This is a genomic window from Yersinia alsatica, assembly GCF_902170305.1.
Taxonomy (GTDB): domain Bacteria; phylum Pseudomonadota; class Gammaproteobacteria; order Enterobacterales; family Enterobacteriaceae; genus Yersinia; species Yersinia alsatica.
Genome location: NZ_CABHWW010000003.1, coordinates 25,876 through 48,926, shown reverse-complemented (window position 1 = coordinate 48,926; position 23,051 = coordinate 25,876). Strand labels below are relative to the sequence as shown.

Here is a 23,051-nt window from a genome sequence, read left to right as displayed (position 1 = left end):
CCTTAAGGTTTTACCGGGGTCGCCGGTACTGTCACGTGGCTTTGAGCATCCAACGCCATATTCAGTTTCAGTACGTTAACTACGGGTTCACCGAAGAAATTGGGTACCGATTTTTGCACATTTTCATCAATCAGCTGTTTGACTTCAGACAACGGCATCTGGCGGATACTGGCGATGCGCGGTGCCTGATAATAAGCCGCTTCTAACGAAATACTGGGGTCCAGACCACTGCCAGAGGCGGTGACCAAATCCACCGGCACCGGGCCGGTTTGTGTCGGGTTGGCCTGACGCTGTAATTTAACGCGCTCACTGATAGCCTGATCCAGTGCCGGGTTACTGATAGCCAGATTACTGCCACCCGAGGCCATTGGATTATAAGGCATATCTGCCGTGACGGATGGGCGGCCACTAAAATAACCCGGCTGGGTAAAGTTCTGGCCCAGCAGGGTGGAGCCGACGACTTCATCACCTAACATGGCTAATGAGCCATTCGCTTGCTGGGCAAACAGTAATTTCGCCAGTCCAGTGGTCAGCAGAGGATAAGCTATCCCGGTGATAAGTGTCAGTAATATCAGTAAAACCAATGCAGGTCGAAAGTATGAAACCTTATTGATTGACGGCATAGTGGTGGACGGCATGTTGGTCGATGACATATTTATTGCCTCTTAAGCGTGTTTATCTTGTCGTTAGCTCATCATCAGGGCGGTTAGCACCAGATCGATAAGTTTGATACCAACAAATGGCACCAGTAATCCGCCCAGACCATAAATCCACAGGTTACGGCGCAGCAGGGCGGCAGCACTCATCGCCTTGTAACTGACCCCTTTTAAGGCCAGCGGGATCAGGAACACAATCACCAGCGCGTTGAAAATAACCGCCGACAAAATGGCCGAGGCCGGCGAGTGCAACTGCATCACATTCAGGGCGTTAAGCTGCGGGTAAGTCGCGGCAAACGCGGCGGGAATAATGGCGAAATATTTCGCGACGTCGTTGGCGATACTGAAGGTGGTCAGCGAACCACGGGTCATCAGCATTTGCTTACCGATATGCACCACTTCAATCAGCTTGGTTGGGTTTGAGTCCAAATCCACCATGTTGCCCGCTTCTTTGGCCGCCTGAGTCCCCGAGTTCATCGCCACCGCCACATCAGCCTGCGCCAGTGCGGGCGCATCGTTGGTGCCGTCACCGGTCATTGCGACTAATCGGCCTTCCGCCTGATACTGACGAATCAAGGCTAATTTAGCTTCCGGCGTGGCCTCAGCCAGAAAGTCATCGACTCCGGCTTCTGCTGCAATTGCTGCTGCGGTCAGGCGGTTATCGCCGGTGATCATCACGGTTTTAATACCCATTTTGCGCAGTTCGGCAAAACGTTCTTTAATGCCGCCTTTCACAATATCTTTCAGCGCCACCACCCCCAGAACCCGTGGTCCATCAGCCACCACCAAGGGTGTGCCGCCGGTGCGCGCTACACTTTCCACCGCATCGTCTACAGCGCGTGGGAAGTGGCCTTGGTTGGATTCCACGTGGCGACGAATAGCATCGACCGCGCCTTTGCGGATCATCCGGTCCTGCACATTGACACCGCTCATGCGCGTTTGCGCTGAGAAGGGCACAAAGGTGGCATTCAGGCTATGTAAGTCGCGTTCGCGCAGGTTAAAGCGCTGTTTAGCCAGCACCACAATACTGCGGCCTTCGGGGGTTTCGTCAGCCAGCGATGAGAGTTGCGCGGCATCAGCCAGTTGTTGCTCGGTGACTCCGGGAGCGGGTAGGAACTCAGACGCCTGGCGGTTACCTAAGGTGATGGTGCCGGTTTTATCCAGCAGCAACACATCGACGTCACCGGCAGCTTCTACTGCCCGTCCGCTGGTGGCTATCACATTGGCCGCCAACATCCGGCTCATCCCGGCGACACCAATGGCTGATAACAAGCCGCCAATCGTGGTGGGGATCAGGCAAACCAGTAGCGCGACCAACACGGTGATGGTGACCGGAGAGCCAGCATGGTTGGCCTCAACACTGAAAACCGAAAATGGGTACAGGGTGGCGGTTGCCAGTAAAAAAACGATGGTTAATGCCACCAGCAAAATGGTCAGCGCCACTTCGTTGGGGGTTTTACGCCGTTTGGCTCCTTCAACCATGGCAATCATTCTGTCGAGGAAGGTCTCGCCGGGGTTAACACTGCACTCAACGACCAGCCAGTCTGACAGCACGCGAGTACCGCCAGTTACGGAGGAGAAGTCACCGCCAGATTCGCGGATAACCGGTGCTGATTCACCGGTAATGGCGCTTTCATCCACTGATGCGCCCCCCTCCAGCACTTCACCATCGCAAGGCACGGTGTCACCGGCTTCAATCAGCACCACATCACCTTTGCGCAGGCTATCGGCAGAGACTTTCTCCTGCGGCGCATCAAAGCGGGCTGCGGACAGTTTTTTGGCCCAACTGGTTTTTTTCACCCCACGCAGACTCTCGGCCTGCGCTTTGCTACGCCCCTCGGCCAGTGCTTCGGCAAAGTTAGCAAACAGCACGGTAAACCACAGCCACAGGGCAACACTGCCGGTAAACATGGCGCTACCGGTAGTTTGTCCGCTTAAAATAGCTAGCCAAATCAGGGTGGTCAGCCAACTGCCCAGATACACCACGAACATCACTGGATTACGCCACTGGACGCGCGGGTCCAGTTTTTTGACGGCATCAAGCAGTGCAGTACGAACCAGTGCGGGTTCAAAAATCGCGCTTTGTTTGCGAGTCATCATTATTCTCTCAGCGTGTTAACCAAATTTGCAGATGTTCAGCGACTGGACCTAAGGCCAGCGCCGGGATAAAGGTCAATGCGCCGACCAACAACACCGTGCCCACCAGCAAGCCGATAAACAGCGGGCCGGAGGTTGGCAGTGTGCCGTTACCCGCCGGTTGCCGTTTCTTCGCTACCAACGAGCTGGCAATCGCCAGCACCGGCAGAATGACGCCGAATCGGCCCAAGAACATCGCCGTAGCCAGCAGCAGGTTATAAAACGGCGTATTGACACTTAGCCCGGCAAAGGCGCTACCGTTGTTATTTGCCGCCGAAGAGAGGGCGTAGAGCACTTCGCTAAAGCCATGAGCACCGGGGTTCAGTATTCCCGCGCGTCCGGCATCAGTACACAGCGCCAGTGCAGTACCTAGCAGCACGACAGTCGGTGTCACCAGAATGGCTAACGCGGTCATTTTCATATCAAAAACGTCGATTTTCTTACCCAGATATTCTGGAGTACGGCCAATCATCAGCCCGGCAATAAATACCGTCAGTAATACGAATAACAGCATGCCGTACAGACCAGAACCGACGCCGCCAAACACCACTTCACCCATCTGCATCAGCCACATTGGCACCATGCCGCCCAAGGCTGTGAAGGAGTCGTGCATGGCGTTAACTGCACCACAAGAGGCCGCCGTGGTGACCACGGCATACATGCTGGTGGCCAGAATGCCAAAACGGGACTCTTTACCCTCCATGTTGATATTACTGTCGGCACCCAGTTGGGTTAAATGTGGGTTACCGGCCAGCTCGGCGTACATCACTACCACTACGGCCACAACAAAAATCAGTGACATCGCCCAGATAAGCGCATGGCCTTGGCGGCTATCGCCCACCACCTGACCAAAAGCAAAACACAGGGCACAGGGGATCAAAAAAATAGCCAGCATTTGCACAAAGTTGCTAAAAGCTGTCGGGTTTTCAAAAGGATGGGCGGAGTTGGCACCAAAGAAACCACCGCCGTTGGTTCCCAGCATTTTGATGGCTTCCTGCGAAGCTACTGGCCCCATCGGTAAGGTCTGTTTTACCCCCTCTAATGTGGTGATATGCAGGTAGCCGTCCAGGTTCTGCAGCACGCCCTGACTGACAAAAATCAGGGCAATAAGCAGTGAGATCGGCAACAGGACATATAAAGTGATACGCACCAGATCAACCCAGGCATTGCCCAGAGTGGCGGCAGAATGGCGGGCAAAAGCACGGATCAGTGCAAAGGCGACGGCAATACCGGTCGCGGCAGAGAGGAAGTTTTGTACTGTCAAACCAGCCATTTGGCTCAGATAACTGAGGGTATTCTCGCCGCTATAGGCCTGCCAGTTGGTATTGGTGACAAAACTGACGGCAGTATTCAGCGCCAGATGCCATGACATGCCCGGCATCTTTTCTGGGTTCAATGGTAATGAACCTTGTGCCATGAGTAGCGCGAACAGCAGCACGACCCCCAGCAAGTTAAAGCACAGAATGGCGAGGGCATATTGCCAGCCCGTCATTTCTTCATTTTTTACCCCGCTACAGCGCCATAAACCGGCCTCAATTTTTTGCAATGGAGTGAAGGGCTCACCTTCAATAAGGCGCGCTAGAAAGCTCCCCAACGGGCGGGACAACACCAACAACACCAGCATGAAACTGGCGATAAGTAGAAATCCTGACGCTGCCATTTAAAAGTCCTCCGCATTAAACAGGGCATAAACCAGATAGCCCAGAAGCAGCAGAACCAGCAGCGCACCACCAATGATGCTGATACTCAAGATACACCTCCACAGGTTTTATTTTTGATAACCCGGTTATTGAAAAAACACGATGTTGTTAGCCGAGTAGCTGTTAATCGCATCGTTATTAACCCAGTTTTTGTTAACAACAGCTTAGGAAGTCGTAAGAAAAGTTCTTGATAAAAAAACGAGGAGGGGTGTAAAAAAAGTATAAAAATGGTCAAAAAATGACCTGGTAATGAGTGTAAATTAGTCAGTGGAGCGGGGTGAGATCAAATGGCGTAATAAAAATGTGTTTTATTCTTGCTGAGTACATCCAGTTTTCTAATTCATAAATAGCATGCAACTGCCATGTAACAATTCCTAGATATAAGTTAACTTTGATGTAACAAAATTACAGGTTTGACGGTTTTTTTCTGCTTTTTGTGCCTTATAGTGGTCGGATGAGTGGTAAAGTTTCAATCAATACGGTAAAATTTTGTCCAGTTTCCAATTTTGTTTATTTTACTTTCAACGCCAAGCGGTGAATCGGCTCACTGTTTATCCGGGTCAGTCGTTACGCAGAGGCGTTTTAAAGGAGGATTATTATGACTATGTACAATGCATATCCCTTACATCAGGTTATCTTGCGCCGTAGCGCAGTAATCCTGGCGGGGTTGTTGGCGCTGCCGATCATGCTGTTCCGCAAAGATCGCGCCCGTTTTTATAGCTATCTGCACCGCGTCTGGCTCAAAACCAGTGATAAACCGGTCTGGTTGGCACAGTCTGAAATGGCACCGCAAGATTTCTATTGATTTAGGTAATGTTTGAATTAAAGATATTAACCTCAACTCAAAAATGCCCATAAGTTAAATAATTATGGGCATTTTTATTTCTTATATATATTATTTAATTCTTGTGTGATGTTGTTGTAATATAAATTATAACTATAATACATTAGTAATTTTCATATTTTTTATTAATTACATTAAAATTTATTTTTAAATGCATAATTTAAATATTATGTATGATACTTTTTCATCACCAACAGACGTTGGCTATGAATACATAATTATCATTAGAGGGTTTATGGAAAGTTACGTACAAACAACATCATTGGTTAATTATAATAAAGGTGTTTTTTCGCTTTATTTTGTCAGCCAGGATCAAAATAAAATGGCAAAAGGTATTACTGCCGTGAATGATGAAGAGCTTGAATTAAAACAGGTTGTGCATATGCCAGCATCAGGTTTTATGTACATGGTTTCTATGGTTAAAAATATGCTGGAAGATCCCCGAATGGAGCAAGAAATAAAAAATCTGATTAATTCAGGATTATTACCATCGATGGATAATTCAAACGATAATATCGTAGAATAAGTTAATCTGAAGAAACTTAAAAAATAGTAAAACAAGGCAGTTATGTGGATAATAAAAATAACTCCACAATACCTCTGTCACCTGAAATACAGAATATAATTGGTGGGGTAATGTTGCTTACGCGACATTCCCCTTTGCACCTATTATATTCTGTCTCAGAATGGCAGCAACGTATTGTTACTTCCCTCTTGTTAAATCAATTCAGATATTATGAAGCCAAAAATGGAAAGCCGATTGCATTCTGTAATTGGGCGCTGTTATCAGACGATAATTTGGCAGCATTAATTTCTGGTGAAAGGGATATCAATATTAATGATTGGCAGTCAGGGGATAATTTGTTTTTTCCTGAAATGATTGCTCCTTATGGTCATGCTAGGTTAATTGCAACTGATCTTCGCCGCAATATTTTTTTATATAGAAAAGGTGATATAGCATGTGCCCTTAGAGGGCGAATATATGATAAAGATTGTGAAGTGAAACCAAAAATACAGTGGTTTACAATTTAATTTAAATAAGGGTTTTATTATGGGTAAGAATGCATCACGTAGTGCGGAATATTTTTTTACGGGTAAATATAATGGCGATGACAGTAGTGAAGAAATTACTGCCATTGGGTTTGGGGGTGAAATTTACGCCCGTGGTGGTGATGATGAAATCACTGTTGGTTCTATTGCGGCAATAGTTTATACGGGCAGTGGGGATGATAAGGTGGAAGGTGGGGCTGCTTATCTGGAAGTACAGGATACCTCGGGGGAATTAAGCATATCAGGTGCCGCTGGTGCATTTAATATCAGAAAGCAGGACGGTGGAAATCTAAAATACCGAGGTGGTGCTATCGCTAATATTATAGAGCACTCGGGTAATGATGGCAGTATAGACTTTGTCGGAGTTGGTGGTTATAACCAAATAACACGGAGAGCTACCGGTTCATCCAATATACGAAAATTAAAACTGGATGATATAACTCTGAAAGATATTAGAATAAAAGATAATAATAGTGGAGAAGTTGTAATTGCAACGCGAGTTAAACAGGAGGATGGGACTTATATATATACAGCGTATTATAAGGCTGAGGGTCAGAGAGAGCGAATAGTAAAATTAGGTGTCAATTTAGTTACGGATGAAGAAACGGGGAATATTAAGCTTAATTTAATTGAATCAAAAGCGTATATGAGACGTCAGACAGGAGAGCGACGTAAAAGAGCCTCAAACGGTAATTACTCAATTGAGAGTGTAGCGTATTCTGTTAACGAAGTGCATAGAGAATCTATGTACAGCCAGATAATAAGAGTTAAGACCGGAGATGTAGTGAATTTTGAGAATGATGATGGTGGGATAGTAACATTTAACGATAATGACAATATTAAACTCATGTCTTTAAAATTTACTGACTCTGGATGGATTGAAAAATTATATTATACAGAAAGCCAACCAAATATATATTACTATCAGTTTACTAATAGAGATAATGTTAATGTACTTGGAAGAGTAAAACTATCTACAGTAGGTATTGGTGATCTGAGTGAAGGGAGAAAATATTATACTTACGAAATGGATATGTTTGCAGCCTCTGAAGTTTATCTCCCTTTAGAAGAAAAAATTGATGTCGAGTATATATTGGCTAATGGCATTGATAGCCACGTTAACCAATATTACAAAAAAGTAAGTGGATACAGTAATGGCTCTTTGGGTATAAATATTAGTCTGGCCTATACAATTGACAATGAGGTTTATATTAATAAAAGAAAGACCATTGTTAATAGGAATATAAAAAACAAGGGGGAGATATGCAACTTTACGAAAGAGCAACTGACTGATAATTATAAAAATATTTCATTTGATGGTGGTGGTGCCGCTAATGTCATAAATTCCGATGTAGATAAAGGTCATGTGCAATTTAGCGGAGGAGGAATCGCCAACATTATTACCCATCAGGCAGAGGAGGGAAATACAGAATTTGATGGTGTAGGTGCGGCAAATATTATTGTAAAAAGTGGTAAGCAAGGCGATTTAACGTTTGATGGTGCAGGGTTAGCAAATGTTATCGTGCATAAAAGTGATCACGGGAAAATGGATGTTACCGCCGGTGGTGCAGTTAATGTACTGGTTAGAATTGGTGATGGCCAATACCATGCAAAATTAATTGCACTAGGTAATATCTCGGTTCAGATGGGGGAGGGTGACAGCCGCATTTTAATGTTCGGCGGGCTTAATACACACACGCAAATTGGCTCCGGTAAGGCATTCTGGATTGCTGCGGGTGGCCTTAATGTCATGACAAAGAAAGGACAGGGATCTATCTTCTCGATAGTGGGGGGCGGCGGTAATGTGGTGACTAATATTAACAGTGGTGATGCAACAATAATTGCCCTTGGGCTGGGAAATATCATTACACATATGGGGGATGATGAACATCACTCTAATCTCAGTGTTATTGCGGTAGCAGCAGCAAATGTGGTGACCAAAAAAGGCAACGGAGATGTACAGGCTGTTCTAGGCGGTGGAATTAATTTATTAACACAAATTGGTTCAGGTAAAACAGATGCCATCATGCTGGGTGGCGGTAATATTTTAACTAAAGTCGGCAATGGTGATACCAGTGCCTTTATGTTTGGATTGGGTAATATATTAACCCATGTTAATACTCAAGAATGCCAAACCCTGGGTGTGATGGTTGGGGCGGGTAATATTTATACTAAGGTCGGTAATGGCACAACGATTGGAGCCATGCTAGCTGCAGGTAATATTATGAGCCACATTGGCACCGGTGACACTTATGCATTGATGGGGGGCATTGGAAATATTTTCACTAAAGTCGGTGATGGCGATGTTTTGGCATTAATGGTGGCCAAAGGGAATATATTAACTCAAGTGGGTGATGGTCAAACTATAGTTCTTATGTTGGCGAAAGGCGGTAATATATTTACCAAGGTAGGAGATGGAACAACCATAGCAGCCATGGTCAGTATGGCCAATATTATGACCCACATTGGTGATGGTGAAACATTTGCCTTAATGGCGGGTAAAGCGAATATATTTACCAAAGTGGGCTCTGGTTTAACCGTGGCTTTGATGGCAGGTCATGTAAATGTTTATTCTCAAATTAACCAGCCGGGCACAAAAGAGGTTGGTGTAGGGATTTTTGCCGGTAAATTAAATGTAATGACCAAAGTGGGGGATGGTACCGCTGTGGCTATTATGTTCGGTAAAGCTAATATCATGACTCATGTGGGAGATGGTTCCACCGGTGCTATTTCAATAGCTAAAGGTAATATTATTACGAAAGTAGGTGATGGCTTTACCGGGGTTTTAGCTAAAGCTGAAGGTAATATTGTTACCCATGTAGGTAAAGGGATGTCTGTAGCCGTGCTACGTGGTAAGGGGAATATATTTACTAAAGTAGGGGATGATATTGCTATCGGGTTACTCATATCAGATAAAGGCAACATCATGACGCATGTCGGTGATGGCCTGACGGTGGGAATAGTCAAGGGTAAACTCAATATTGTTACAAAAGTTGGTCATGGTGATGGGGTTAATATTGCCTGGGGGGATTCGAATATTATCACCCATATAGGTAATGGTGACAGATATAATTTCATTAACGGTAAATATAATGTCATTACGCGAGTAGGGCAAGGTAAAGAATTTACCGTGGTTAAAGCTAAGCATAATTTCATTAATTTAATTTCTGAAACTGATGGCGGTGAGCTGGACAGCTATACTGGCGCATGGGCAGAGAATAACATTATTACCTCAGTAGGTGATGGGCAGACTGTGGTTTTAGCGAAAGCTAAAAATAATATTATTACTAAAGTTGGTGAGGGCGATTCTTATAATGTTTTGTGGGCTGATAAAAATATATCAACTCATGTCGGTGATGGTACCAAGGTGACATTAGCTAAAGCTGACCTGAATGTGACTACAGATATTGGCGATGGCTTAAATGTGACCGCGATTTATGGGAAAAACAATGTAAATACTAAAGTTGGCGATGGAACCTCTGTCAGTGTGATGTGGGGTAAACTCAATGTGAATACTAAGGTAGGGGATGGCCTGAATGTAGCAGTAATGAAAGGAAAGGCTAATGCTAATATTCACGTTGGTAACGGTCTTTCTATTGCGGCGAATTACGGTAGAAATAATGTTGTTATAAAAGTAGGTGATGGTGATTTTTATAATTTGTCTGTTGCCTCGAGTAATACTCAAAGTAATAAATTAGTAAGTCTATTTAACAATATTAAACAACATGCCATGGGGCGTGCCGGTTCTCAGGCTATTAATTATTTAGTCAATGGCAATGAGAGTCATACTTCCGGCTTCAAAAATGGCCGTGGAGGCTATAAAATATCAGAACCGACAAAGGATCTTGCTGGTTTCAAACTGGATAGTAAGGGTTTAACTGATGATTATAAATCGCCGGAGACATCACATGATTTTCAGGCGAGCAGCAGCCAATTATCAACAATAAATAAACCAGATATTGATAGCGCAAAACAAAATGCAGCAAGGGCACTGGAAGATACATCAGATAATACCCACAATGCTGCTAACGGAAGACTGTATGAGGATAATAGTGCTGCCCTAAATAGTAATAAAGTAGCGATAGAAAATGATAAAGCTCAGGCAGAGAATGATGGTGAAAAATTAAGGCAAGAAAAAGAAAAGCATCACCAAAGCAGCCAGCACGTCCAAAATCAATTAGCCTCTACCGATGAGTCAGCTTTAGCTAATATTGGTGCGGAGTACCAACAGCAGGTTAATCAGGAGGCTGAAGAGTTAGTTAGCCAACATCAAGTGGCAATCCAGGCACTTAGCAGACTTTCAGAAAGTGACATCATCAATTCGGTTAATGGAGATGCGGGTTCTTCAGTTCGTAATCCATTTGCTCAAGGTATTTTATCTGATGTCGATAACCGAGTTTCTCAAGCAACAGCAACCGCAGATGAAAAATTAGCACAAATCAACACTGATAGTGAAAAATATAAATCACAGGTAGATCAAGCACTGGCAAAATCTGAATCTGCTGTCGTGGAGGGAAGAAAGAATGCAGAGCAGGCGAAAGTAGAAGAGAGTACCCGAGTTTCAGAAGCAACAGAAAGAACAGCAGAGGCTGAAGGGCAAAAAAATAGCGCCATGCAGTCAGCAAGTGCGGCAGAAAATAAAGCAAATGCAATGCAAAACGATGCCAACAGAGTAGTGGATGATGCTGAAAATAAAGCGAATGCAGCAAGGAATAATGCAAAAGGGGTACAGCAAGAGGAGGGGGATCAGCCCACAGATAGAAAGGCAGCAGAAGGCAGTGGTCGTCGTGTAGGTCAAGTGGCTTATACAACCCATGCTGCAGAGGTTTCTGATGAGTCAATCACAGATAGCGGAAATACACCCGACAAAATAATATTAGCCAAAGCTGATGGCAGCATAACTAAAGAAATAAACAGAAATCCAGCCCCAGATATAGTTAATTCAGGTCAAGATGCTATCAGCCAGATTGTCTTGCCAAGACAAGATCTGACTTCTATAAAAAGTCGGCCGAACTCAAGAGTATTGGATGTTTATAACCCATCGGAGGTGAATAAGCAGAAGAAAGAAGCTATTCATCTAGCATCAGAACAGAATTATAGCCCTAATTTACAGGGGAAAGATACAGGATCAGAAAGCACATTACCAATTCCAAATACTACATTTAAGCTCACTAAGCATGGAAAGAAAATAACTGAATTTTCGAATAATAAAATGCGTATATATACAGATGGTAAGGATGACCCCAATAACTACTTTATATTGGTTCAAAGGGATTTATTTAAAGGTGAGTTAAAGAAAGAAATTATTAGAATAGCGAGTAAGCATATCACTCCCAATAGTGATAAAAACGCAGAAACATTTTCTGCAGGGCTTTGTAAGGCTTTAGCTATAAAGTACATGATCGCTGAACGTAATTATGGTGTTGGCGGAGGGAAAGCTTACATTAGCTGGTTAGAGGATGTCGTTGCAGGGTATAATAATCACGTGACTGCTACCGGTCATATCGATAATATTCAAAAAAGTATTTTATCAGATTACTATCATAGTCAGTTTGAGTCTGAAATGGTAAGCCTGTTGAAAATTCAAAATAGTCAAAGTCTTTTTTATTACCCAAATCTTTTGAATAGTGAGTTGCAAGGGTTATTTTCTAAGATCGAAAAAAAAGGTGCTCTGAATGAAAAGTTTAATAGCAGCAATGTTTTTTCTAAAATTGAAAGAGAGATTAAAGAAAAAAATTCATATTCTGACTTTATTATGGATACTTTGAAACGTAAATATCCCGAACGTGTTAGCTATAATGAAGTAATCACCACGCTAAATACTATCTCAAATGATAAAATTAAGGAGGGTGCTGATTTATATATTGGTGAGTTAAAAAGAAGTGGTGTAGTCCTTCGAGATATATCATCAGAGTCAACAGTGAGTGAATTGTACTCTGATTCAGGGAGTTATTATGATGATTTGATGAATAAGCTAAAGAACCCGACTGAAAGTATATATTTATCTTTTAATTCTAAAAATCATGCTATGGCAATATCTATTATAAAAAAAGATAGTGGATATTCTTGGTCTTTTTTTGAGCCGAATTATGGTAGCGTTTCATTTAAAAATCATGCTGATTTTAAATACTTTATGGACGATTTCACTAAGAACAAAAATAATTACCATAATATAGATGGTAAGATTTATGTCAAATATAGAATGTTCTATTCGGATGATAAACAAAAGTTGCATCGAGGTAATTGGGATGTTTCTCGCAGCAATGAGCAGGTTTATCTATTCGAAAGATTAAGATTAGATAAGGTCGAGTTTGATTTAGGTAACAATACTAAAGGGAGAGTAGTCGATTATATAACAGAAACCAACAGCGAAGGTGATGAAAAAATAACCTCATTCAAGGTTGATGTTTTTGATAAAGAAAAGAAAAAAACGACGTCAGTTCAAATTGATGAATCTGAATTTAATTCAGCCATGCAAAAATTGATACCACAAGCGGATAGAATTAATCAGTTATCCACTGTTAATAATCTCAAAATGGTGACGGGAAAATATGCTATTAGATTTGTGGATAGTAACTCTTCTGATTGTGTATTGATTGTTAATTTACCTGGTACAAATATCAATGTCGCAGAGCAAAAGGAGAGTAAGACGCGTTATAGCAGCCAGCTTATTGTACAACTTGAAGATGACAAGGATATTAATGATGCGGCAGATTATTTAGTGGCAAAAAACCCTAACTCAGTACATGTTATGCTTGATAGGTTAGGAAATTATCAGATTATATCTGGTGATCCTGGCATATTGAAAGGCACTATTCGTTGGCAAGTAGTCGGGCATGGGCGAGGGCGTGGTATAGCAGGGAAAAGTAGTGATACCATGGGGCATCAGTACCCAGCTGAATTGGCACAAAATATTAAGAAGTTACAGGATAAACTTGATAATGATTATAAAATAAAAAGTACACCAGTGTATATCAGTCTGGTGGGTTGCCAGTTGACGGATGAGAATAAACAGCAAGGTTTTGCCCGGAAATTTATGGTTGAAGCGGGCAAACAAGGTATTAAGGCCGATGTTGCCGCTAGACGAAAAGTTTTGGCAGTTGGTGTTAATGGTCGGAAATTCATGAGGGATGAAGATAACAATCCATTATATAAATCCAGTGAAGATAAAGTTGTATTATATTGGAGTGCGCAAGGTGAAATAGAAAGTAAAAAAGAATATATCAGAAATAACGTTGCACTATCTGAGATAGATATTAGCCGTATCGGTACGACTGCTACTCTGGGTGAAACTACGGCCCCGAGGGCTATTGATCGTAATGCACAGAGATATACTCAACCAACACATAGAGCAACATCAACAGCAGAGCCATCTTCTAGGGATGCTAAAGCAAAGCAAGAGTTCAGTTATGGTGGAAATATAAGTATTCAAGTTGGCGATGATGAATTTACTTCTGTTAATTGGGGAACGTCTAATTTAGGCATAAAAGTAGGGACTGGCGGATTTAAAACCCTGACATTCGGTGATAACAACGTCATGATTCATATCGGTGATGGTGTGAGTAAGCACAGTGTTGATATTGGGGGTTACCAAGCCTTTGAAGGTGTTCAAGTCTTTGTCGGTAACCGGAATGTTGCGTTTAATTATGGTCACAGTAACGATGTTATTTTTATGGCTGATAAATCGATTATTAGCCCGCCATTAGTTAATCCGTTTGATCATGCAGCGCGGATGAGCGAAATATTAGTTACTATTGCGCAGGATGGTGAAGGTGAAGATTGGCTAGCTACTCAAGACCAACAATGGACATTGTCTGGAGCAAAAAAATACCTATCAGACTTCTCGGGGCTAGATGCTAACAGCAGCGTAGATTATGACACACTAATAAATTTGGACTCACAGACTTTACGCAGCGGACGTGGTTTCACTGCTGATATTGAAAGTACGTTAAATGATAAATATAACCAGTGGCTAAGTAACTCGAGTGGCGGGCAATCCAATTCGATGGGTCAAGCTTCGACGAAGTCAAGTCAGTTGAAAGACCTGCATAATAAGGCTGTTTTTAATATAGCTGTCGCCGGAGAAGGTGCTGATATTATTGCGACCAACAGCAACTGGAATTTTGTTTTTGGTGATAACGTTCAATCTATTATGGATATTAATGTTGGCTCACTATTTAGTTTAAGCACTCAAGAATATACCTCATCAGGTAGGGTGAAAACTACTATGACCTATAAACTTGACGACTTACCAAGGCAAATGAGGAATAAGCTGACTAATCGCTTGGCGGGTGTTAATGCTGATACCACATTGGGTGATATTTTTGGTGTGGATTATGACGAGCTTGGCCGAATTATTTCTCGTGATGGTCAGGAGATTGATCAAGACGCTGTACTTAAGGAAATGTTGGAAGTCGTTGCTGAGTTTGGTGGCGAAAAACTGAAAGTAATTAGTAATCCAGAAAAGTTACTGGATGGTATAGAAGCTAATCTGAATATGGGTAGCAGTGTTATTACCTCGTTTGTTCAGAGGCATGGTTTACAGGATAAAGCGCCTGACGAAACTGATCATGATTCTGTCACCGATATTTATACTAATCCGCCGGCACCTGAAAATGATCAAGCATTTGGCTTTAACTCACTGAATATTCCTAATTTATTTGCTGTTATGTTTAATAAAGATCGGCAAACAGAATTAGAAGGTATGGTTGAAGATATTAAAGAAAATATGGCTAAAGATCTGCTTAATATGGAGCAGAAGTTATTTGAATTTTTACAAAATAGTGGTCATTTAATCGATGATGGAGATATCCATGTCTCGTTAGGGAATTATAATTTCACTTTTGGTGGCCACGGGCGTGATTTAGCTGCTTATTTGGGTGATAACAATAATTTCTGGGGAGGTAATGGTGACGATGTTTTCTATGGCATGGGTATTTCTAACATATTTACCGGTGGCAAAGGTAATGATGTCGGTGTACTGATGGGCCGAGAAAATACTATGTTTGGCGGTGTCGGTGACGATACTGCCGTGCTTGCTGGACGAGTTAATACTGCTTACCTCGGTGAGGGCAATGATCAGGCCTTTGTCTTCGGAGAAACGGGGGGGATTGATACCGGTTCTGGGCAGGATTATGCTGTGGTTGCTGGTAATTTTAACCAACTCTCTAGCGGTTCTGAACAAGATTATGTGGTCATCATTGGCAATAATAATGTGGCTGAATTAGGTTCGGGGGATGATAGTAGCCGAGTATTTGGCAATCAGAATACAGTCTATGGCGATAGTGGTAACGATAATATCGTCCTGCTGGGCTATTCATCTTTTATCTACGGTGGTACAGGCGATGATAAACTTATCGCTAATTCGATTTCCAAATTCAGCAAGATAGAGGCTGGGGAAGGTAATGACACCATTGAGTTAGGGGGTTACAAAAACCTCTTTAGTGGTGGCATTGGCAACGATTGTTTTGTGATTACTGACGCTGTTATTGACTGTACTGTGAGCGATGCCAGTGGTGGTGATAGTATTCTATTTAAGGATATTAATTGGCAAGATATCTGGTTCCAGCGCAACGGTAATGACCTTATTGTTCAGGTTGATCGCCGGATCGGAATAACGACAGAGCAAAGTGAGTTTGAAAGTATTGGCTCAGTGACTTTCTCAGATTATTTTGCGGGCGAGCGGGCAAATATAGTTGTGAGTATCGAGGGTTCAACGTCGCAGATGATTCTGCAAGATGAAGCACTGGACAGTCTTGTAGATATGATGAGCAAGCATGATATCACTGAGGGTGGTGGTACCGACTTTATGCAGCAGATAGATACGAGCTTGCGTAATAATATCGCAGCAGCTTGGGGTAATGTCCTCGCTGCGTAAGATATTCTTCTTTATTTAACCTCAGATATTGAGATAAAAATGCCGTTCAGATAATCACTGAGTGGCATTTTTATTGGTATCTATTACGCCCCGCAGCAATAAGGTTGTTATGATTAACCTCATGGTTTTTACATTCGGGGCAGGCTCATGTCGATAACAAATAAGCAGATCAACAGTGCTGAAAGTCGCTATGCTTTGGGCGAACTTGATCAATTAATTGCCAGCGGCATTACCCGCGGCAAGCTGATGGAGTTTCACAGCCGCTATAAACTCGTGCTCTTGGCACATTCACAGCCTGAATATCGCGAGATTGGGCCTTTTGTGGCAGAGATGGATAAATGGCCATTATTAACTGAGTTTGCCACTGAGTATCGTCAACGTCTGATTCAGCTGTTATCTCATCAGCCCACCGCTGCTAACCACACCAATGTATTGATGCATGTGCAGGGTTATTTCCGGCCTTATCTCACTTCTGACCAGCGCCAGGCTTTGGCGCAATTGATTGAAAAGTATCGGTTAGGGGAGGTGCCGTTAAGCGCACCTATTGGCCAAATAACGGCTTATATGGTGGAGTTCCCTAATGATTATCTGGCCGGGCAGCACTATTTTACTTTTTATTCAGCGCAGGGATAAAACATGGCAACGCATTTGGTCTGGTTTCGTAATGATCTGCGCCTAACGGATAATTTGGCGCTGCATGCGGCTTGCCAAGACCCACAAGCAACAGTTATTGCCGTCTATATTGCTACACCAGCACAGTGGGCAATGCATGATATGGCCCCACGGCAGGCGGCGTTTTTACTGCAAAATTTGCAACAGTTGCAAACTGCACTCGCGGCGCGGGCGATACCGCTGCACTATCATCAGTGTGAGGATTTTCAGGACTCAATTGCTTGGCTGGGTGATTTTTGCCAGAAATATCAAGTGGATGCACTGTTTTATAATCAACAATATGAGTTGAATGAGCAGCTACGTGATAAAGCCCTGGTCGCTCGCCTTAATGGCCGAGAGGTTGCCTGTCATGCTTTCCATGACAGTGTGCTATTGCCGCCGGGCACTGTTCTGACGGGCAATAACGAAATGTATAAAGTTTTTACCCCGTTTCGCCGGGCATTTATTCAGCGCCTGATGATGAGTGATTGCCGCAGTGTGCCCGCCCCCAAAGCTCGCAATATCTCAATGGAAATAGTGCTGCAGCCACTGACTCCGTTTGATTACCCACAGCAATCTGTTGACCACCAGCTCTTTCCGGTGGGTGAAGAGGCCGCGCTACTGCGCCTGCGAGCCTTCTGCCGTGAACTCGTTCTGGACTATCAGCAACAACGTGATTTTCCGGCTATCGCGGGAACCAGTTGCCTGTCACCTTATCTGGCGCTAGGGATACTCTCGCCTCGTCAATGTGTTAATCGTCTGCGGGCAGAGTGCCCGGATGCGCTGGAAAATGCCGACAGCGGTGCCTTTATCTGGCTTAATGAACTGATCTGGCGTGAATTTTATCGTCATTTACTGGTAGCTTATCCACGGTTATGCCAGCATCGTCCCTTTATTGATTGGACTGATGCAGTAGTATGGAATCACTCGGAACAGCAATTCATCGCCTGGCAACAGGGGCAGACAGGGTATCCTATTGTTGACGCAGCAATGCGGCAACTGAATGAAACAGGTTGGATGCATAACCGGCTGCGCATGATCAGTGCCAGTTTTCTGGTCAAAGACTTGTTGATCGACTGGCGGCATGGTGAGCGTTATTTTATGTCGCAATTATTGGACGGTGATTTGGCCGCTAATAATGGAGGCTGGCAGTGGGCGGCTTCAACCGGTACCGATGCCGCGCCCTATTTTCGTATTTTTAACCCCACTACGCAGGGAGAGCGGTTTGATAAAGACGGCGTTTTTATTCGCCGCTGGCTACCTGAGTTGGCTGCGGTGCCTGACAGCGATATCCATCAGCCATGGAATTGGGCGCAGCGCCAGCAGCAAACATTGGATTATCCACTGCCGCTGGTGGACCATAAAGCAGCCAGATTGGCGACACTCGCGGCATTTGACGCCGCTAAGCGGGATGGCCGCAAGGATCCCTAACCACAAGGAGCCTTCATGTTTTTGACTACTTTTTTGACTCAATCGGCATCACCCATTAGCCAGCGCCGCAACAGGTTGATTAATGCCGGGGTGGTTTTCTCTTTTAGCCTGTATAGCTCGCTGGCCGCCGCCGCCGGTTTTGAAGTTGTCGCTCTTGGCGTGGATGGCGGTGTCAGTGATGGTAATCTGACGTCATATCTAATTCGTGATGATAGCCAGCCGCTCTATTTGGCACTGGATGCTGGTTCGGTACTGCCGGGCATCGCCAAGGCACTGGAAAAAGGCAACTTCTCGGACATTACTGATGAAGTCGCTGCTCCCTTAACTCGGCAGGGATATATTTTTCGCCAGCGTATTAATAGCTATTTCATTAGTCATGCTCATCTTGACCATGTTTCTGGTCTGATCATTGGCTCGCCAGAAGACAGTAAAAAAACCATCTATGCCTCGGTAGATACCATTGATGTGCTGCGAAACTACTATTTTAACTGGCGTGTCTGGCCCAATTTTACTGACAGTGGCAGTGGCACTCGATTAGGAACTTATCGGATGCAATTGGTGCGTCCGGCTCAGTCGCTGAGTATGGGGCTGACCCGCTTAACCGGCGAGATGTATCCGCTGAGCCATGATAAATCACCCTCTTCGATGCTACTTATCAGCAGTAACAATGCCAATTTTGCCTATTTTGGCGATACCGGGCCGGATGAAATAGAAAAGTCGAAAAATCTGGATACGGTGTGGCGTAAACTGGCTGAAAAGGTTAAACAGCAGCAACTAAAAGGGATGATTATTGAGGTTTCCTATCCCAATGATGCCCCGGACAGCAAGTTGTATGGCCATATGACGCCAAAATGGTTGCTGAAAGAGCTGAAGAAACTCGCCACCTACAGCGGGGAAGGGGAGCCATTAAAAGGTTTGCCGGTGGTGATTAGCCATATCAAGCCGTCACTCCAACAGGGGGCAGATGTGCGTAAAACCATTGCTGCTGAATTAGCACAGGGTAATGATATGGGCATTAATTTTATCATTATGGAACAAGGTGATAGCCTGAAGTTCTAAAGCAAAAGCACCTAAACAGATATTTTAAATTTATACTTTCCACCAGTATTGATAATTAACGAGACTAAAAAATGCGTAACACGGAACTGGAAACCCTTATCAATAATAAGCTGGATATCACGGCTTTTCAGGATTACGCACCCAATGGTTTGCAGGTTGAGGGGCGTGAAGAGGTGCGCCGTATCGTCACCGGTGTGACTGCCAGTCAGGCATTGCTGGATGCAGCTGTTGGTCAGCAAGCCGATGCTATTTTGGTGCATCACGGTTATTTCTGGAAAAACGAGCCGGCAGTGGTTCGTGGGATGAAGCGCAACCGCCTGAAAACCTTGCTCGCCAATGATATCAATCTGTATGGCTATCATTTGCCGCTGGATGCCCACCCAGAGTTAGGTAATAACGCGCAGCTAGCGAAATTGCTTGATATCCGGGTGTTGGGGGAAATTGAAACTCTCTTACCTTACGGTGAATTTGATACTCCGGTAAATGCCGTCATTTTACGTGAGCGGTTAGAAACATTATTGAATCGTCAGGTGCTGCATTGTGGTGATCATGCACCAGCAAGTATCCGCCGTATTGCCTGGTGCAGCGGCGGTGGGCAAGGTTATATTCAGCAAGCCGCTGAGTTTGGTGTGGATGCCTTCATAACTGGCGAGGTTTCTGAGCAGACAATTCATATCGCTCGTGAGATGGGTGTGAATTTTTATGCGGCGGGGCATCATGCAACCGAGCGTTATGGTATCAAAGCTCTTGGTGAATGGTTAGAAACTCAACATCAACTTGAGGTTATCTTTATTGATATCCCTAACCCAGCCTGAGTCTGGGTTGGCTCTGTTTAAGCACGGGTGATGAAGATTACCGGTGCTTAATTTAACTTGCAGTCCGCAGTCTTGACATTAAACACTTAACCACAATAAAAATAAGGACTTAATCACGGTCAGGCTGCTTAAAACAATCATCTAGTCATAGTTGTATGATAAAACTGCAATTTATAAGAATATTTCCCCGCTGAACTCTGATTTTAAATAAGAAATAAATCGCCTCACACCCTCAACCATCATTAAAAAACCATGAAAACAACTATTAATAGTGATTAATATCGCCATCACATTAAGAACTAGTGATTGCCCGCAATTATTGGTTGATTCACTTCTATTGACAGCGGCTAGGTGCTAACGCATAAATATGTACTTATGGCTGTTATTTATCTAAAAATTAAAACTATAAATTAATCAGGGGGACGGGAGTGCAACGAGCACGATGTTATTTATTAGGAGAGAGTGCGGTGGTTCTGGAGCTGGAACCGCCGGTAACATTAGCCAGTCAGCAGCGGATTTGGGGCTTAGCTGATCGTCTGATTCATCACCCCGATATCCTTGAAGCGATTCCGGGTATGAATAATCTGACGTTATTGCTGACAGATCCGCAAAATACCGCGTGGGATGCGATTGAGCGCCTGCAACGCTGGTGGGAAGAGAGTGAGTCATTAGTGCCTGAGTCACGAGATGTCACCATTCCCGTGATTTATGGTGGTGAGGCTGGCCCTGATCTGGCTGAAGTGGCGCGCCATACCGGTATGACCGAGCGGCAAGTGGTTGAGTGCCATGCAGAGGCGAGTTATATCGTCTATTTCCTTGGTTTCCAACCGGGTTTCTCCTATTTGGGCGGTATGCCTGAGCAGTTGGAGACCCCACGACGCGCCGAGCCACGTTTGGTGGTTCCGCCGGGTTCTGTCGGGATAGGTGGCAGCCAAACGGGGATCTATCCACTGGCGACCCCTGGCGGCTGGCAGTTAATTGGCCGTACCTCACTGGCACTGTTTAACCCGATAGAGATGCCGCCAACCTTACTGCGGCCGGGTGACAATGTGCGCTTCCTGCCTTTAAAGGAGGGCGTATGCTGAATATTATTCGTTCAGGTATTTATACCACGGTACAAGATAGTGGCCGTGGCGGTTTTCGTCGTTTGGGCATCAGTCAGGGCGGGGCGCTGGATTTACCTGCGCTGATGATGGCGAACATGTTGGTCGGGAATGATGCAGGGGCGGCTGGGCTGGAAATCACTCTTGGTCAGTTTACTGCTGAATTTACCCAACCGGGCTGGATAGCCTTAACCGGCGCGGGTTGCGATGCGCGGCTTGAGGGCCAACTGCTCTGGACGGGGTGGCGTTATCCGGTCAAGCCCGGGCAACAGTTGAAACTCAGTGTGCCACCGCGCGGTATGCGCAGTTATCTGGCGGTTTCTGGCGGTATTGATGTACCGGAAATGCTGGGCTCGCGCAGCACTGATCTGAAAGCGGGCTTTGGTGGTTATCAGGGGCGGTTAATTAAAGAGGGCGACAGCCTACCACTCGGCAAGCCGACACGTTTGCCCCGTGAATCCGTTGGTATCAAACAATTGTTATTCGGTAATCGTGTGCGCGCTGTAGCGGGGCCGGAATATCATGAATTTGACGATATTGCCCAGGGGGCTTTCTGGCGTGAAGCCTGGCAACTCAGCCCGCAAAGTAACCGGATGGGCTATCGCCTGACGGGGCGCGAATTAATGCGCACCACCTCCCGCGAGATGTTATCCCACGGTTTATTACCCGGTGTGGTGCAAGTCCCGCATAACGGTCAGCCGATTGTCTTGATGGCGGATGCCCAAACCACCGGCGGTTATCCGCGCATTGCCTGTGTTATCGAGGCCGATCTCTACCACTTAGCGCAACTTCGCCTCGGTGAACCCGTGCATTTTGTCCAATGTAGCGTGGAAGAGGCGCTGCGGGCCAAGACAGAACAGCAGCATTTCATGCAACAGATTGAGTGGGGTTTACAGCAAGGTTTCGATGCCACGGAGGCCAAATGAAAGTTGATTTAAATGCCGATTTAGGTGAAGGCTGCGCCAATGATCAGGCGCTGTTGCAATTGGTCAGTTCCGCCAATATTGCCTGTGGTTTCCATGCCGGTGATGCACAAACTATGCGCCAGTCGGTGCGTTGGGCTATCGAATATGGGGTGGCTATTGGCGCGCACCCGAGTTTCCCGGATCGCGAGAATTTTGGGCGCACGGCGATGCAGTTGCCGCCAGAGACCGTCTATGCCCAAGTGGTTTATCAGCTTGGTGCTCTTGCCGCCATGGTGAAAGCGGAAGGTGGCGTGATGCAGCATGTGAAGCCCCACGGCATGTTGTATAACCAAGCCGCAGTTGATCCGCTGTTGGCTGATGCTATTGCTCAAGCAGTCAAGGCGGTAGACCCGACATTGCGATTGGTCGGGTTGGCAGGGAGCGAATTGATCCGTGCCGGTGAGCGCGCGGGATTAGCCACTCGTCAGGAAGTGTTTGCCGATCGCCGCTATCAATCTGACGGTACTTTAGTGCCGCGCAGCCAGCCGAATGCCTTAATTGAAAGTGACGAGCTGGCTTTGTCACAAACCTTGGCTATGGTGCAGCACCAGCAGGTTCAGGCTCGCGATGGTCATTGGGTGCCAGTGCAGGCGGATACGGTGTGCGTACATGGTGATGGTGCCCATGCATTGAATTTTGCCCGCCGTTTACGTGAGAGTTTTCAGCAACACAACATCGATGTCACTGCACAATAATAAATAGTTTTTGAATTAACCGTTTTTGGGCATTAAAAACATAACCGCCAAGCCCGGGTGGAATCATAT

General features: G+C 45.0%; 15 protein-coding genes. 11 read left to right on the top strand and 4 right to left on the bottom strand.

Annotated elements, in window-relative coordinates:
- Nucleotides 1–2 precede the first annotated feature (2 nt).
- From kdpC to FTA96_RS00335, 4 genes are read right to left on the bottom strand one after another with little or no spacing between them, the layout of a single operon-like run.
- Complete coding sequence (gene kdpC / locus FTA96_RS00350) at nt 3–653, bottom strand: potassium-transporting ATPase subunit KdpC (protein ID WP_050145002.1); 651 nt, start codon at nt 651–653, stop codon at nt 3–5.
- Nucleotides 654–686: 33 nt separating this feature from the next.
- The gene (kdpB, locus tag FTA96_RS00345; RefSeq protein ID WP_050122543.1) at nt 687–2,753 is read right to left on the bottom strand and encodes a potassium-transporting ATPase subunit KdpB; all 2,067 of its coding nucleotides are present in this window, start codon (nt 2,751–2,753) and stop codon (nt 687–689) included.
- Between the two features lie 10 nt (nt 2,754–2,763).
- On the bottom strand, nt 2,764–4,452 hold the full coding sequence (kdpA, locus tag FTA96_RS00340) for a potassium-transporting ATPase subunit KdpA (protein WP_145572957.1): 1,689 nt from the start codon (nt 4,450–4,452) through the stop codon (nt 2,764–2,766).
- Nucleotides 4,453–4,542 (bottom strand): K(+)-transporting ATPase subunit F, encoded by a 90-nt coding sequence (locus FTA96_RS00335; RefSeq protein WP_032911927.1) that lies wholly within the window; start codon nt 4,540–4,542, stop codon nt 4,453–4,455. It abuts the gene before it with no gap.
- A gap of 548 nt (nt 4,543–5,090) precedes the next feature.
- Here FTA96_RS00335 and FTA96_RS00330 point away from each other — a divergent pair.
- The 11 genes from FTA96_RS00330 to pxpA all read left to right on the top strand — a co-directional run bounded on the left by FTA96_RS00330 (nt 5,091) and on the right by pxpA (nt 22,982).
- Entirely contained in the window at nt 5,091–5,297 is a 207-nt protein-coding gene (locus FTA96_RS00330) for a YbfA family protein (protein WP_050107797.1), read from the top strand.
- 274 nt (nt 5,298–5,571) lie between these two features.
- Nucleotides 5,572–5,862 carry a peptide chain release factor 1 gene (locus tag FTA96_RS00325; RefSeq protein ID WP_145572955.1) on the top strand — a complete coding sequence of 97 codons (291 nt, stop codon included), beginning with the start codon at nt 5,572–5,574 and terminating at the stop codon, nt 5,860–5,862.
- A gap of 44 nt (nt 5,863–5,906) precedes the next feature.
- Nucleotides 5,907–6,368 carry a toxin-activating lysine-acyltransferase gene (locus tag FTA96_RS00320; protein WP_235897406.1) on the top strand — a complete coding sequence of 154 codons (462 nt, stop codon included), beginning with the start codon at nt 5,907–5,909 and terminating at the stop codon, nt 6,366–6,368.
- Nucleotides 6,369–6,387: 19 nt separating this feature from the next.
- Complete coding sequence (gene rtxA, locus FTA96_RS00315; protein WP_145572953.1) at nt 6,388–16,263, top strand: MARTX multifunctional-autoprocessing repeats-in-toxin holotoxin RtxA; 9,876 nt, start codon at nt 6,388–6,390, stop codon at nt 16,261–16,263.
- Nucleotides 16,264–16,410: 147 nt separating this feature from the next.
- The gene (locus FTA96_RS00310) at nt 16,411–16,896 is read left to right on the top strand and encodes a YbgA family protein (RefSeq protein WP_145572952.1); all 486 of its coding nucleotides are present in this window, start codon (nt 16,411–16,413) and stop codon (nt 16,894–16,896) included.
- Nucleotides 16,897–16,899: 3 nt separating this feature from the next.
- Nucleotides 16,900–18,345, top strand: coding sequence for a deoxyribodipyrimidine photo-lyase (phrB, locus tag FTA96_RS00305; RefSeq protein ID WP_050318441.1), 1,446 nt, complete (start codon nt 16,900–16,902; stop codon nt 18,343–18,345).
- Nucleotides 18,346–18,360: 15 nt separating this feature from the next.
- Complete coding sequence (locus FTA96_RS00300; protein WP_050318442.1) at nt 18,361–19,404, top strand: MBL fold metallo-hydrolase; 1,044 nt, start codon at nt 18,361–18,363, stop codon at nt 19,402–19,404.
- A 71-nt stretch (nt 19,405–19,475) separates the two neighbouring features.
- The gene (locus tag FTA96_RS00295) at nt 19,476–20,219 is read left to right on the top strand and encodes a type 2 GTP cyclohydrolase I (RefSeq protein WP_145505407.1); all 744 of its coding nucleotides are present in this window, start codon (nt 19,476–19,478) and stop codon (nt 20,217–20,219) included.
- A gap of 428 nt (nt 20,220–20,647) precedes the next feature.
- Entirely contained in the window at nt 20,648–21,304 is a 657-nt protein-coding gene (pxpB, locus tag FTA96_RS00290; RefSeq protein ID WP_145572950.1) for a 5-oxoprolinase subunit PxpB, read from the top strand.
- Nucleotides 21,298–22,248: a 5-oxoprolinase subunit PxpC gene (gene pxpC / locus FTA96_RS00285; protein WP_050107780.1), complete on the top strand. Its 951-nt coding sequence runs from the start codon at nt 21,298–21,300 to the stop codon at nt 22,246–22,248. The genes pxpB and pxpC overlap by 7 nt, the downstream gene beginning before the upstream one ends.
- Complete coding sequence (gene pxpA / locus FTA96_RS00280; RefSeq protein WP_145572948.1) at nt 22,245–22,982, top strand: 5-oxoprolinase subunit PxpA; 738 nt, start codon at nt 22,245–22,247, stop codon at nt 22,980–22,982. The genes pxpC and pxpA overlap by 4 nt, the downstream gene beginning before the upstream one ends.
- Nucleotides 22,983–23,051: the final 69 nt, after the last annotated feature.